Here is a 14,633-nt window from a genome sequence, read left to right on the forward strand (position 1 = left end):
CATCAATGATGACCCATCCTAACCCTCACTGATGAAGGCTTGAATACACTCTAGAATCTCATCTAACTCAGTGAGCAGTTCAGAAGCGCCCAAAAGCTGATTTTCTTCAGCCTGACGCTCTAACTGAGCAGCGATTTCTGGCATCTGATAGATGGCTACTGTTGCACTTGAACCTTTAAGTTGGTGGGCGCGACGAGCCACAGTAGTACAGTCTCCTGCTGCTAGGGCATTCTTTAATTCTTCCAAGTAAACGAGTGCATCTTCTAAAAAAACTTGTAATAGTTCTTTGAGAAATTCCGTATCTCCCCTAGAGAGTTCTGACAAACGCTCTAAATCCACAGGTACTTTTTTCGCCTGTTTGGCAACGGATGGGGAAAGGGTTAAAGGGCTAGAGGGGTGATAATAGTTGGGAGTCAAGGGTTGTGAGTTTTGACTCGTAGCCATGTTCAAGTGCCCCGATGGGAATTCTGGCTGTTTGATTCCTACACCGGCTGATTCCTTGACTCGTGGCGGTAGCCAACGTTCTAACACTTGTTCTAATTCTTCTAGCCTGACGGGTTTGCTGATGTAATCATCCATGTCTGCCGCCAGACACTTTTCGCGATCGCCCACCAAAGCATTTGCTGTCATCGCAATCACAACGGTTCGACGCGATGCACCTTCAAAGGCACGCAAGTGCTGGGTTGCTTCGTAACCATCCATAATAGGCATCTGACAGTCCATCAGGATAATGTCATAGGGGACAGCCGATGACGGCATCAGGGAACGAATAGCTGCTCGTGATGGCTCCAAAGGGGCAGTACGGAGCGTTCGCCAAGCATTCGCAACAATCGGAGCGTTATCGACGCCCAGTTCGGGCGTGACGTGAGGAAATTCTCCGATTCGGGCTTCATCCCATTGGGACGCCATCACTAGAGCATCCCTTTCACTATCCCCCCCTGGCAACAGTTTTTGCTCGCTAGTCCCAGCTAAGCTTAGACACCGGGTTAGCAAGTCCAGTGCTTCCCTACCGTTAACCGCACAATCCGCCTCATAACCCAACATTTTCAATTGATTGAGTACAACCTTTTGGTTAGTCGGAGTATCTTCTACTAACAAAATTTTCACCTTTGAGCGGTAGGATACGTTCTTCGGCGTTAGTAAGGGCGGTTGAAGCACAGTAACCTGACTCCGATGCTTCAACTCATCCAAGGGCATCAAAACCTGCCTGAGACAACCCAATAGCTTAGAGGCTTTCAAGGGCTTGGTGATACATCCACTAAACCCCAAATCCATCAGACGTAACGCTAGCGATCGCTCTTGCACCGAGTTCATCAGCAACCACTTTGTTGAGCACTGTAGCCCTGTTGTGTGACTAGAACCGGGTGAATTAACCGACTTCCAGGCGTTTGTGCCAGTGTTACGGGTTAAATCGGTCGCAGCCTGATTGGTACTCTGGGTTTGAAGCACCAAAGCCAAAGCTGCTCTCACACTTTCGCTTTCCCTGTCTAGCAAGTTCAAGTCAAAAATTGCGACATCAATAAACTGGTTTTTGCGCTCAACCGATCGCCAAACCTTGACAGCTTCTTCACAACTGGACGCTTCCAAGACATCCATTCCCCAAAAGATTGCCAGAGAATGCACCACTTTCCGAATGGTGGCGCTACCACTGACAATTAACAATTTCAACCCAATCAAATCAAGAGCGGGTGGTGGCGTAGCGAGATTACTCGCTTGTTTCACCAGTGGTAAGGTGAACCAGAAGGTTGACCCCTGCTTGGGACAGGAGGATAAGGGGAGCGGGGTTGGTAGGGTTGGAGGCGTGATTTTAGGAAGCTCAGCAGAGCACGATAGTACACAGGATGGGAAAAATTTCTCTGGTTTCTCAGGTGTTTCGGCTCCTCTCGGCTGGAAATCTGTCGTTTTCCTGCTCTTTTTTCCCGGCTGTGAAGCCACTTTCACCGACCACCGCCCCGCGACGAAAGCTCCCCCTCGACTGGCAACACCGATTTCACCCCCCATCAGTTCTACCAACTGCTTACAAATAGCTAAGCCTAAGCCGCTACCTCCATGCTGGCGTGTGCTGGAAGTATCCACTTGAGAAAAGGATTGAAACAGCTTCTTTTGGTCTGCGGGTGCAATGCCGATTCCTGTATCCGTTACGGAAAATCGTAGTTCGGAATAGGTTGAAGTCTCAAATTCCAAAGACACTTGAATCACGACTTCTCCAGCAAAGGTAAATTTGATCGCATTCCCAACCAAATTCATCAAAATCTGCCGCAGTCGATGAGCATCCCCCAATAACTGTCGCGGCACATTATTATCAATTAAAACGGCTAATTCTAACCCTTTGCTCTGAGCTGCGGTTGCCAGTAAATCCGCGACATCTTCTATGCAGCGGTTTAAGTCAAATTCTTGAATCTCCAGACGCATTTCACTGGCTTCCAGCTTGGAAAAATCGAGAATGTCGTTGAGCAGCGTCAGCAGATTCTCGGCACTGACGCGTAGCGTCTGCACAAAGTCTACTTGTTCGGGATTAAGGTCTGTTTTTGCCAGCAATTCGGTCATCCCCAACACTCCATTCATGGGGGTGCGGATTTCGTGACTCATATTGGCGAGAAATTGGGATTTGAGTCGCGAGTTTTCTAATGCCGCTTCTCTGGCTTCTACCAATTCGTTGATTCGGTCGGTGGCAATCACCACGCCACCCACTGAGCCTTCGGGGGTAGACCAAGGTTGAACGGCCCAACGCAGGTAGAGAGTGGAGCCATCTTCTCGTTCCCACTTATCTTCTGGCTGGGACAAGACTTCACCGTTTAATGCGCGTTGTACCACAGCCTGCCAGCGGTGGGGAAAGTCGGAAAACACCTCACACAGCGTCCGACCCATCATGGACTGTCCTTCTAAGCCATAATCCATTGACCACTTGTGAGAATGCACCAGACAGCGCATCTGGGTATCAAACATGGCGATCGCAACAGGAGCATTAGCAATAATCTCTCGCAATTGCTGGCGCTCTCGTTCTAGTGCTTGCTCAACCTGCTGGCGTAAGCGAACCTCACCATAAGTCTCGCGCATGTTTTGTTGCTGTGATTTTGCCAGGGCAATCTGGGCTTGGTGGCGCTCAATGGCATAGCGCAGGGCGTAAACCAGCAAAGGGCTGTCTATTTCTGCTTTGATTAAATACTCCTGTGCACCTGAGGTCATCGCCTTTATGGCTAGAGGTTCATGCTCAAGATCGGTCAGAACCACAATGGGTGTAAGGGGCGCTTTGGTACGGATGCTCACAAACGCCTCCATCCCCTGGCTATCAGGCAAACAGAGGTCTAATAGAATGACATCAAACCCATTTTGCTCTAAATACTTAAGTGTCTGATCCAGCCGCTGAGCATGAGTCAGCTCAATGCTTATCCTTCGGGCTTGTGATAAGAACGTTTCAAAATGTGCAGCTTCTTGGCAGTTGCCCTCAACCAAAAGGACTTTAAGCGATTGGGCTTCCATGGTTATGTTGGTTATTCCCTTTAGTTGCATCGGAAACAAGTAGAGTTTTCACCCTTCGCATGACACTGTTATTGGAATTAACGAGAGAATCCAAAAGAAGCGATTTTGGCAGCATTGACAGGATGGTTATCGGTAGCAACCTCAACTAGTAAACGTTCATTTTTTTTCCATCTGATTGGCTAACACAATAGAAATGAATAAACTTTTCATCTTTATAACTCTTTCTACTTAAGGTTATGCATAAAAATTTTAACCGACGATAAAGCTCTATTTTGTATCCTAATAAAAGTTTGAAATAATTTTTTTAAAAAAGATTATTTTTTTGCTAATCTTCATACAACTAACAAAATTGCCTATAGAGTGTTTATCAAAACTTGGTAGACTCTTTTTGAGTTAAGGTGATATATAGCGGTTCCCTCTCATGTGAGGTACAACACGATCCCCCTCGCATCTCCGGACTTCGTCCCGCTTCGCTAACACTAAAGCTCCGGCTTAAAAAGGGGGACTTGAAGCTCAAGAATGTACCTCACGAGACTAGGAAACGCTATAGATTTGTAGGGTATTATTATTCACCTCCAAGCGGTAGCCCACAACAGGAAAGTAGGATTAAAGCTTGATTGTAACCTTAGGCTGATGACAATGACAGCCGATTGAGTCGATGATTCAGGGGCATGATAGTACAGAAGACTTCTCTGCTGAGGCGGACAAGAGAGGATGAACTCAGGGAATTCGAGGCTTTGTGATCTAACTGTCATTGAGCGTGTTCGCCGCACCTTTTGACCGTCTGGGGATTCTGGCGAAGTTAGCTAAACTGAGAATAGAAAGAACATAAATATTTAATGTTTATGTCCTATTTGGATACCGTTAGGTTGAGATGCTGTGGTGTCTTGCTGCACTAAAACGGTGTAAGCCAGTGAGGTTGCCTATTTGAGGAGGGCAATTGTAACTGGAAAATCCCACCGTTCCTTTGACAAGAGTATGCAGCAGGGTACAAAGCCTTGCCAGAGTTCTTGCACAGGGCGGTAGGAGGGTGCCACAATTCCTAGTGATACCCTGATGGATAGCTTGTATTGATAGTTTGGAGTTTTGTAGAGGCAGATATATGACATCCTATGCAACCTCTTCTGCCAGAGCCGAGATGAGTGAACTCCGGCGTTTAAAAACGTTGCTGCCACCAGAATTGCAGAGCTGGGTCATGGTAGAAGCAACCACTGAAGTCAATCCCCCCTTGCTTCGCACTGAAGAAATTGGCAGAGATGAGGTTGAAATTCAAATTGACCTAGTCAAATGGGAGCAGCTCGCTCTTGACCAGCGCAACTTGATATTTTGGCATGAAGTGGCTCGAATTCAGAATGATACCATCCCCAAAGAGGGATGGGAAATGGCGGCTCTAGCCATTGGTTTAGGCGGCGCTGTGGGCGAACTGTGGGTACAGGATGGCTTGCTGCTGTTGTTAGCCTTGGCGCTGTGTGGAGTTTCCGGCTGGCGGCTGTATCAAAAAAACAATGGGGATAAAACCTTCAAGGAAGCGGTGGAGGCAGATGAAAAAGCGATCGCCCTTGCCACTCGCTTTGGTTATACTCTACCCAACGCCTACAAAAGTCTGGGCAGCGCGTTGAAAACCCTGGTGGAAATCACACCGAGTCGGCGTCAACGGCGCAAATACGAAGCACGGCTTTCGGCGCTGAAAAAGAGTGCAGCTCAAGCTAAAGCCAGAGTGAAATCCCAACGCGAGGAACAGTACTAAAGCTGATCCATCATTTTATGGGTCTGCGGTACGACCCGCACAGAGGCGAGAGTGCCCTTCATTAAAGCTTGCCAAGCGAGAACCTGTTCTGGAGCAGGCACGCGCAACGGCTGATTCGAGCTTTCCAAGGGAGTAACGGGTTGGAGAAATACGGGGATTTGGGGGCTAACCTGTGCCACTAATTGAGCCGCCTGCTCCAACTCAGCGGGATCGGTGTTGTGGTCAACAATTAACTTGACAAATAACTCCAATGATGAATTATGGCAAAGTTGGAGAAATTCGGTGTGCGCCGCCCAGTGTTCCTCTCCACTCACACTCTTGAGCTTGATATCCATACCCACCGAGTCTAAGTAGGGCAAAATCATCGCTAACTGTTCGGGACGGTGACCACCCGTTTCCAGATAAATTGGCAATGGAGTGAACTGTTGTAATAAAGGAAGAAACTCGACCAGAAATGGAGCATGGAGTAGGGGTTCGCCGCCCGTCAGCGTCAGGCTATCGTGTAAGCCCGGTTGATTTTGCCGTTCCACCCATTGAAGCAGCAGGCTTCCTGGTACCGGATTAGAATGCGTTTCAAAATCCCGCTCTCCAGGCGTCCGCTCGATGCGACACTGGGAGGGGATGCCCCAAGTATGGGCACTGTCGCAAAACTTACAGCGTAGGTCGCACATCGCAAAGCGGACAAATATCTGACGAGTACCGACGTTCAGACCTTCGCCTTGAATGGCAGAAAAAATTTCAACGAGGCGAGCAGTAAGCTTAGTTTCCAAGGGCATTTAGTTCTAGATAGCTTATTTTAACTTGCAATAGGGGTTGGGGGGAGACCATAAGTCCTCTTCACTCTCATCTCCGGTATCCTAGTAGTCGGTCAACTAGATATGGACGTTGTACTCATCACACCCGGATTGTTCACAACCCGTGGTAGCGTTAAGGAAGCGTTAGGCGTCCCCAAGAGTACCAGCGAGTCCTAAAAATAATCTTACCGATGTAGCCCCAAGCCTCTGGTGCATTAAGCAGGGAGCATGAATTTAAGACAAATATTTGGCGATGGCGAAGATTGTAGGACACAATAGTTGGTCAGAACGATAGGTTACAACTGAGTACCAAATTTTTATGGCTGACCCAGTTCCAGAAACAAGTTTTGAGGTAAATTTCACAAACGGTGCTGCTGTGATGCAGATTCCCGTTCGCTTGGCTGGGGTTGACGCTGTGGCCTTTAAAGACGCTTGTCACCAGCTTTTGGAAAAAAGCTCACTTCCCGAAAATCTCGTTTTTGATTTTTCACAGACGACATTTATCGACAGCAGTGGGATTGGCGCAATCGTGAGCAATCATAAGATCGCTCGGATCAAGGATGTTAAGGTGGTACTCAGGGGCGTGCTTCCGCAGGTGAAGGCTGTGCTGGAAATGACCGCGCTCGACAAAGTTTTGACGATTGAGCCAGTGGAGGCATCCGAAAATTCCGTTGCCAATCGCTCAAAAACCGAGTTACCAACAACTCATCCTTCTGTACAATCTAAGGTCAAGCGCACATTAGACGTTGTGGGTTCGCTGGTGGGTTTAGGCATTACGGCTTTAGTGTTTATTCCGATCGCACTGGCGATTAAACTCAATGACCCAGGCCCCATCTTATTTAGTCAGACCCGCTTAGGCTGGATGGGAAAGCCGTTTAAGATCTGGAAATTCCGTTCCATGTATGTTGATGCCGAAGCCAGAAAAAAAGAGCTTGAAAATCAAAATCAAGCCGATGGCAAGGTATTCAAGATGGAAAACGACCCCAGAATCACAAAGGTGGGTCGCATTTTGCGGAAAACGAGTCTGGATGAACTCCCTCAGTTTTGGAATGTCCTAAAAGGTGAGATGAGTTTGGTTGGCACCCGACCTCCGACACCGAATGAAGTTGACATTTATGAAGTACCCGAATGGCAACGATTAGATGTCAAACCCGGAATGACTGGCGAGTGGCAGGTCAATGGGCGATCTTCCATCCGCAATTTTGAAGACATCATTAGACTGGATTTACGCTACCAGCAAAACTGGAGCTTGGCGTATGACCTGAAGCTCATTCTCAAAACAATCTTGGTTGTGTTTCGTAAAGACAGTGGCGCTGTTTAAAAAACCCTGGAACCTTGTTTGGTTGAGGCATAACGAAAAACCCCTCAAACAAGACCGTCTCCAAGTCGAGACGGACTTGCACGCTGTTACACAAGTTTTACAGTGGTTTGAGGATTTTACCAAACCGCTCCTGCCTCAACCCTTTCAATCGCAGTGCCAACTCGCATTTGTAGAAGGCTTTACAAATGCAGTTCGCCATGCTCATCAAAAATTACCTCCAACGACACCAATCGAGCTGGAATTGAAGGTATTTACTGACAGCTTAGAGATGCGAATCTGGGATCATGGGCAGCCATTTGATTTGCAAACTAAACTTCAAGAAGCCCTCGACCACCATAAACAGGCTGATCCACTAGAGGAAATAGGAGGCAGAGGGCTGATTTTTATGCACCAACTCATGGATGAGCTAGCTTACTTGCGCGTAGACGACGAGCGCAATTGTCTGCTGATGCGTAAACGGCACTAGATTTCAGCAACCGCTCTCTCAATTAGTCGTCGAGCTAAGGTTTGGGTGCCTGTATGCTCGAAATAGTTGGTAGACACATCGAGAAAAGCTCCCAAATAGTCCAATTTGCTATCAGCAACGTCAATAAACCCTTGCAGGTTATTGGCTACATTTTGTGGAGTCAAACTTTTTGATGCCACAAAATTACTCATCCAACCTTTGACTGAATCAAAGCTTTGACCGATAAAGTTGAGCTTACCACCCGCATCGCCCCCAGGAATGGCGTCACTAACGCTACTGAAGGTCTGATTTCGCTCTAAATCTGAAGGACTAAGTCCTGAAAGAGTGGATTGCGCCTGCCTGATAAAATCGGGGCCGAGGGGAATCAGGCCATCAAAACACACGAGCGCAGCCATCCGCATCAAATTTTCGCCACTGTATTCCCCTAAAGAGGCGACAAAGTCCCCAATACTATCACCGGGAATGCCGTTAATCTGACAGAAGGCGACTAACTCTACAACCAGTTTCAAGCACAAATCGATGGTTTGGGCTTTGTCAGCTTTGGGTGTTAGGTTGCTTAAAAACCCCATGAGAGGGATTTTTTCTCCCACTTTATTGGCTAGAGCCGCTGCACCCAAGGCATAATCCGTCTTGTCAACGGTTTGGTAAAGCCACATGGCACGTTGGTAGCCTTGGGAGCGATCATTGTACAGGTAGACCGCGCGATCGCCAATTTGCTGAATAATCTCTTCGTCCGTTTCACCCGTAACGGTGCGAATGGTATTCTCAAAACCAACCACATTTTGCCACTCACCTGGAATGACAAAATCGAGAGACCTCAACGCCATCGTGGTGATATTGCTGGTTGGTAGCTCATCAACAAGTTCAAAAATTGGTTTGCTCATGGGCAGGCTCCTTGCCTTAGTTTTGAAGATTTGTACTAACCGATTAGCGAGGGTAAAGTTCTTTGACGCCCTACCCTTCTCTAATCCATCTAGCGTCACGCCGGACTACGCCCCGTTACTCTAACGCGCCCAACCACGAATGTCAGCATTCTATGCGGTCGAACGCTCGCTCGTGAAGCTTTGAGGATCAGGCTACTTTCCGTTGTTCAGCCAGGGGAAAAATTCCCCTAATTATCGTCTTTAGGGGCTGAAACTGTATTTCAGTTTCGATTGTCACACCTGTTATTTATTGGAGTCGAGCAAGACCCGCTAGGTCAAATTTTTGCAACCAAGCTTCGCGATTAAAAGAGGGGTCAGTGGATCTGACTGTAACCTGGTAGCGATTATTGACGAGTACACTGGTTTGACTATTGCCCAGGGTTGCCGCTGGATAACCCGCAATTGTTTTAGTGCTTTGCTGGTATTTCTTTGCCGTATCGGGGGTGCTTTTGATATCAGAGATAGAAAGTGTGGCAATATCTTTGCCGTCTTTTTTCAATTTGGCTTGGGAAAAACCTTTTTTCTCCTGAGTATAAACACGCTGGTAGCCGCTATCCCCCTTAGGGAAGAATTTATTAAAGTTGGCTCCTTGTGTAGCATCCTTGACTACAGCCTGACCGCTTTTCTGCTGGCTGCTTGTCTGTTGAGCTTGATCAAAACGGGAAGGTGCCTTGCTGGCACAGGAGGTTACGAGGAGTAACAGGCTCAGCAGTAAAGGAGCCAAAATTTTATGCAGACGTGACATAATCATCGTCTTCTCCTTAATAAGTAGAGTTCTCGTTCCAATTTTGGCTTACAGATTGTCAATCTGGATCACTCCACAGTCACATCACCGATTGCCTCGCTCTAGTAAATCCTTCGTCATTTTGAGGAATCTTGCCCTAGAGAGCGGTTTTGATCGAGATCAACTATACTGATGCCGAACCGCACAACGATGAATCTCTCTCAACAAGTTGACAATACCGTCTATTTTAATTACGATCACCACTTTGGCCAGAGAATTAAGAATAGGCGATCGCCTAGAGAGCCTTGGCTCAGCGTCGCAGGAGTGCATCACGATCGGCCATTTGAGTCAAAAACGAGGGAATTCTGAACAGAAGAGCTTGCGAAAGATTCACACAGTGGCTCATCCCTTCTTGGCGTTTCTAGCTTCAAATCGCGGGGAGCCTCCAGCAAGTGGTTAATTTTTACAACACACGCCTCAAGGCAGCAACGTATTACCGTATAACCCCAAATATCAAAGATTCCAGGAGTTCCATAAGTTCACCTCGCCTTCTTGATTGGGCAAGGAATCTTTAAACATCTTTACTGAAGCTAGGGATAGCCTGGAGGGACAATCCCGATAACTCGGCAAGTATCTACCCAGATTGCAACCTCAAGCCATGCGCATTCTGATTTATACCTATAACTATTTTCCAGAGCCAATTGGGATTGCTCCCCTCGTCACAGAGCTAGCAGAAGGTTTAGTCAAGCGAGGGCACCAAGTTCGTGTCGTGACTGGAATGCCCAACTATCCTCAGCGCCGGATTTATGAAGGATATAGAGGTAAACTGTACCTCACCGAACTAACCAATGGTGTTGCGGTTCAACGCAGTTACGTCTGGGTTCGTCCGAAACCTAGTTTACTGGATCGATTGTTACTCGAAGCTAGTTTCGTTGTGACCAGCTTCATCCATGCTCTGAGAGGCAAGCGTCCAGATGTGATTTTCATCACCGCGCCCCCTCTACCAGTGTCCGTTCCATCGGCACTTTTGGGATGGCTACATCGTACACCGATCGTCTTGAATCTTCAGGATATTTTGCCAGAGGCGGCGGTTAACGTTGGATTACTCAAGAATCCCAAGCTCATCCGGATTTTTGAACTTTTAGAACAGTTTGCTTACCGTAGCGCCACCAAGATTAGTGTGATTGCGGAGGACTTCGTCGATCACTTAATCAGTAAAGGCGTTCCCGCCCGTAAAATTGTACAAATACCCAATTGGGTAGATGTTAATTTTATTCACCCTTTGCCCAAAGAAAAAAACGCCTTCCGCGCCGAACATCAACTAACGGATAAATTTGTCGTCCTCTACTCCGGTAATATCGCTCTCACACAAGGATTAGAAACCGTCATCGAGGCGGCGAGTCGCCTGCATCATATTCCCAACTTAGCAATTGTGATTGTCGGGGAAGAGCAAGCCTTGCAGCGATTGCAGCAATTTTGCGATGGGTGTGGCGCTCACAATGTGACATTACTACCGCTTCAACCCCGCGAGAAACTTCCTGAAATGCTCGCCGCCGCCGATGTGGGATTAGTGGTGCAAAAGCATAACGTGATTTCTTTCAATATGCCGTCGAAAATTCAAGTGCTGCTGGCTAGTGGTTGTGCGGTGGTGGCGTCTGTTCCGGCAAATGGCACAGCCGCCAAAGCCATCGAACACAGTGGCGGGGGTCTTATTGTCCCTCCCGAAGATCCAGATGCACTAGCGGCAGCCATTTTGGAGCTGTATTACCAACCAGAAAAGATTAAAATGCTTGGGGAGAAGAGTCGGCAGTACGCTCTGGCTCACTACACATTGGAGCACGCACTTGACCAGTATGAAGAACTTTTTGCTGCCGTTCATAAGCGTTAAGCTAAAATGAGGGCACGAGCATGTTCTCCTGGTTGTCAGTGCGTAAGACGTTACTTGACAGCAAGAATAAAGTTATCGCGTACCGGGCGCGATGGGGTGAGGCGTAAACTGCGCGAATGCCGCAAGGCGGGGCGTAAGGAAAGTGGTATTAAAAGAGCTAGCGCTACCTTATTTTGCGCCAGACTAGAGTTTGAGGACGTGATGGTTAAGTTTAATAACGTTGCTGTAATACAATTGGCCGATTTAAGACGTTGCCTTTAGGAGTATTTTTGATGCGTGATCAGGTCTTAACCTGGTTAGCAGATAACGTTCCTGCTGCTCGGCTTCAGCATATTTTAGGTGTAGAGCAGATGTCCGTTGAACTAGCAAGGCATTATCATCTGGATGTCGAAAAGGCTGCTCAAGCTGGACTGATGCACGACCTGGCTAAATACTTTAAGCCCAATGTGTTGTTGCAGATGGCAAGGGATGAAGGGATAGAAATAGACCCAATCTGTGAAGCCACACCTCATCTATTGCACGCCGATGTCAGCGCGATTGTCGCCAAAAATCAATTTGGGATGCAAGATAAAGAGGTAATGGAGGCCATTGCCAATCACACCTTGGGGTGTCCGGCTATGAGTCCTTTAAGCTGTGTCGTGTTTCTCGCCGATAGTTTGGAGCCAAGTAGAGGCCAGACGCCGGAGTTGGAAAGATTACGGCAAGTTAGCAAACAAGACCTTTACAAAGCAATTTGCCTTACCAGCGAGTATTCACTGAGTTTTTTGTTTGATAGCCGTTGTTTGATTCACCCGCGCACGATTTTGACTCGAAATTGGGCGCTTAGCCTGTCTCAGCACCAGACGAAAGGCAAAGACCAACTAACCAAAAAAGGGTTAGGAAAACTCCAAGTTGCCTCTGAGGAACAGCCTTCAGGTTTGATGCGAGAAAATCAAAGAACAATTTCTAAAAAGAAAGTATGAGCGTGATTGAACAAGGTGTCAAACCAGGGAAGTAGAAAGGGTAATGCGGATGAAGGAGAAAGGTTAAAAGCTAAGATGATTCAGCCTTTGTCCAATTTAGATCCTTCATCCTTTTTTTGTTCTCAGTCCCCTGAATGCACGTTGATTTCGTTTTGAACAAGGAATTTAGGATTTAATGAGAGATCAATTGAAAATGCCTTCTACCTTAGTGTCTACCAATACTCAAGCACAAGATATGAGCAAGGGTCTGGCGTTGACCATTGCTGAAGCCGCAGATGACCGCAAAGCCGGAGATATCGTTATCCTCAGGGTAGGTGATGTCAGTTACTTAGCAGACTTCTTTGTGATTGTGACAGGTTATTCTAAGGCGCAGGTCAGGGCAATTTCTCAAGCGATTGAACACAAAGTTGAGATGGAGTGGGAACGGCGGTCTCTCAGGACGGAAGGTGTCGCTGAGAGTAGCTGGATTCTTCAGGACTACGGTGAGGTGATTGTCCACATCTTGCTACCTCAAGAGCGAGAGTTCTATAATTTGGAAGCGTTCTGGGGTCACGCAGAACAGATTGAATTTCAGGTATCCCAACCGCAACAGTGACGAAATATGATGGAATCTTCTGTTTCTATCTGCCCAGTTCCCACTGAGCAGCAACCAATCAACGAGTATCAGGAGTTGCAAGAGTCCTGGTTCTTTCGCTGGGGAACGCTGGATCTGCCAAACTATATTAAGAAGCTAGTTTGGGTTTGGGGAGTGAGCTGGATGGTGGCAGGCCCTTGGGCATCTGCCAGTTTTGCGCCAACTCGTTATACCGTACAGTTTCTGCTGTGTGGTGCGGCGGGTGCCGGGGTGTTCTTGGCGTTGACGTTGTTGCGGCTCTATTTGGGTTGGTCTTACGTGCGCGATCGCCTGTTAAAGGAGACAATATTCTATGAGGAGTCAGGTTGGTATGATGGTCAAACCTGGACAAAGCCGCCAGAAATTTTGACCCGCGATCGCCTGATTGTCTCTTATCAAGTCCAACCCATTCTGAAACGTCTGAAGCGGACATTTGGCATTCTTATTTTGTTGGTTTTTGGTGGTAGCTTAATTTGGAATTTTTTATAAACTCTAGGCGGTCAATCCGCATCAGCGCGGCTGTGCCCCAACAGCAATTCTTGAGTCCCCTTACAGTGTTAAGGTCTTAGGCATGACAAGGGGAAAACGCACTCAAACACCAGTTATAGAAGTACGGTTGCTGCGCGAAGGAATCGTCGAATCGACCCATCGAGTTCAAGCCGTCGTCTGTGACAATCGGGGACGGGTTTTATCTGTGGCGGGTAATCCAGAGACCTCAACCTTTATTCGTTCAGCCCTCAAACCTTTTCAGGCGCTAGCGGTGACTACCACCGGCACACTAGAACGCTATAACCTGAATGACCGGGATTTGGCGATTATCTGTAGCTCTCATCAGGGCAAGGTGGAACAAGTCCGTCAGGTTTTCCATATCCTTTGGCGCTGTGATGTAGACCCGTCCGCCCTGCAATGTCCGATTCCCGAAGGAACGAAAAGCCCACTGCAACACAACTGCTCTGGGAAACATGCAGGGATGTTAGCGGTTTGTCAGCAACGTCAATGGCCTCTTACCAGCTATTTGCAGTATCACCATCCGGTACAAAAGCTCATCTTGAGCCAAGTGGCTGAGTTGATGAAGATGCCAGGAGAAGAGTTAATTCGGGCACACGATGACTGTGGGGCACCGACTTACTTTGTACAACTGCGGCAAATGGCCTCGTTGTATGCCCAGTTAGCTTCCGGTGACAACCTGGCAATGGAGCGGATTGTCCGCGCCATGACTCATCATCCTCACCTCATTTCAGGTGAAGGCGCATTTGATACGGAACTGATGCGATTGTCAGAAGGAGAACTGGTGAGTAAAGCGGGGTCAGAGGGTGTTCAATGCATTGGTCGGATTGGAGAAGGCATGGGAATCGCGATTAAGGTGATGGATGGCGCGAAACGAGCCAAGTATGCCGTTGCTATCCACCTACTCAAGCAAATGGGTTGGATTACTCCCTCGATATCGGAAACTCTGTCCGAAACGTTCCTCAAACTCGGTAACTACAAGCGTTTAGAGGTCATTGGCGAACTTTCTATGCTTTAAGGGTTGCCTTTTTTTAAGACTTAGGGTTATACTAGGAAAAGCGAGAACGACGCGGGATAGAGCAGCCTGGTAGCTCGTCGGGCTCATAACCCGAAGGTCGGTGGTTCAAATCCGCCTCCCGCCACCAACTCAAAGATAAAACAAGCCCTGCAATCTGTAAAGGTTGTGGGGTTTTGTTTTAGGAAAATTC

Annotated in this window: 12 protein-coding genes and 1 tRNA gene; 9 read left to right on the plus strand and 4 right to left on the minus strand. The window is 47.7% G+C overall.

Annotated features, from left to right (window positions below; translation table 11 throughout):
* Positions 1–18 precede the first annotated feature (18 nt).
* On the minus strand, positions 19–3,480 hold the full coding sequence (locus tag MIC7113_RS33455; RefSeq protein ID WP_015183386.1) for a response regulator: 3,462 nt from the start codon (positions 3,478–3,480) through the stop codon (positions 19–21).
* 1,102 nt (positions 3,481–4,582) lie between these two features.
* Here MIC7113_RS33455 and MIC7113_RS16940 point away from each other — a divergent pair.
* Positions 4,583–5,227, plus strand: coding sequence for a DUF3318 domain-containing protein (locus MIC7113_RS16940; RefSeq protein ID WP_015183387.1), 645 nt, complete (start codon positions 4,583–4,585; stop codon positions 5,225–5,227).
* Here MIC7113_RS16940 and MIC7113_RS16945 read toward each other — a convergent pair.
* Positions 5,224–6,003: a 7-carboxy-7-deazaguanine synthase QueE gene (locus tag MIC7113_RS16945; RefSeq protein ID WP_015183388.1), complete on the minus strand. Its 780-nt coding sequence runs from the start codon at positions 6,001–6,003 to the stop codon at positions 5,224–5,226. The two genes, MIC7113_RS16940 and MIC7113_RS16945, sit on opposite strands and share 4 nt — an antisense overlap.
* A 337-nt stretch (positions 6,004–6,340) precedes the next feature.
* On the opposite strand from MIC7113_RS16945, the gene MIC7113_RS16950 reads away from it, so the two are divergent.
* Both MIC7113_RS16950 and MIC7113_RS16955 read left to right on the plus strand, forming a co-directional pair.
* Positions 6,341–7,342, plus strand: coding sequence for a sugar transferase (locus MIC7113_RS16950; protein WP_015183389.1), 1,002 nt, complete (start codon positions 6,341–6,343; stop codon positions 7,340–7,342).
* Positions 7,329–7,808, plus strand: a complete 480-nt coding sequence (locus MIC7113_RS16955) for an ATP-binding protein (protein ID WP_015183390.1) — start codon at positions 7,329–7,331, stop codon at positions 7,806–7,808. The genes MIC7113_RS16950 and MIC7113_RS16955 overlap by 14 nt, the downstream gene beginning before the upstream one ends.
* Here MIC7113_RS16955 and MIC7113_RS16960 read toward each other — a convergent pair.
* Together MIC7113_RS16960 and MIC7113_RS16965 are read right to left on the minus strand one after the other, a co-directional pair.
* Positions 7,805–8,692: a hypothetical protein gene (locus MIC7113_RS16960; RefSeq protein WP_015183391.1), complete on the minus strand. Its 888-nt coding sequence runs from the start codon at positions 8,690–8,692 to the stop codon at positions 7,805–7,807. The two genes, MIC7113_RS16955 and MIC7113_RS16960, sit on opposite strands and share 4 nt — an antisense overlap.
* Before the next feature lie 286 nt (positions 8,693–8,978).
* The gene (locus MIC7113_RS16965; protein ID WP_015183392.1) at positions 8,979–9,482 is read right to left on the minus strand and encodes a hypothetical protein; all 504 of its coding nucleotides are present in this window, start codon (positions 9,480–9,482) and stop codon (positions 8,979–8,981) included.
* Positions 9,483–10,113: 631 nt separating this feature from the next.
* On the opposite strand from MIC7113_RS16965, the gene MIC7113_RS16970 reads away from it, so the two are divergent.
* The 6 genes from MIC7113_RS16970 (at position 10,114) to MIC7113_RS16995 (ending at position 14,570) form a co-directional block, all read left to right on the plus strand.
* Positions 10,114–11,343: a glycosyltransferase family 4 protein gene (locus tag MIC7113_RS16970; protein WP_015183393.1), complete on the plus strand. Its 1,230-nt coding sequence runs from the start codon at positions 10,114–10,116 to the stop codon at positions 11,341–11,343.
* 272 nt (positions 11,344–11,615) lie between these two features.
* The gene (yqeK, locus tag MIC7113_RS16975; RefSeq protein WP_015183394.1) at positions 11,616–12,305 is read left to right on the plus strand and encodes a bis(5'-nucleosyl)-tetraphosphatase (symmetrical) YqeK; all 690 of its coding nucleotides are present in this window, start codon (positions 11,616–11,618) and stop codon (positions 12,303–12,305) included.
* Positions 12,306–12,498: 193 nt separating this feature from the next.
* Complete coding sequence (rsfS, locus tag MIC7113_RS16980; RefSeq protein ID WP_051055903.1) at positions 12,499–12,900, plus strand: ribosome silencing factor; 402 nt, start codon at positions 12,499–12,501, stop codon at positions 12,898–12,900.
* Between the two features lie 6 nt (positions 12,901–12,906).
* Complete coding sequence (locus tag MIC7113_RS16985) at positions 12,907–13,407, plus strand: CGLD27 family protein (RefSeq protein ID WP_015183396.1); 501 nt, start codon at positions 12,907–12,909, stop codon at positions 13,405–13,407.
* A gap of 82 nt (positions 13,408–13,489) precedes the next feature.
* Positions 13,490–14,443: an asparaginase gene (locus tag MIC7113_RS16990; protein ID WP_015183397.1), complete on the plus strand. Its 954-nt coding sequence runs from the start codon at positions 13,490–13,492 to the stop codon at positions 14,441–14,443.
* Between the two features lie 50 nt (positions 14,444–14,493).
* A tRNA-Met gene (locus MIC7113_RS16995) sits at positions 14,494–14,570 on the plus strand.
* The last annotated feature ends 63 nt before the right edge of the window (positions 14,571–14,633 follow it).

This window comes from Allocoleopsis franciscana PCC 7113, assembly GCF_000317515.1.
GTDB classification, from domain to species: domain Bacteria; phylum Cyanobacteriota; class Cyanobacteriia; order Cyanobacteriales; family Coleofasciculaceae; genus Allocoleopsis; species Allocoleopsis franciscana.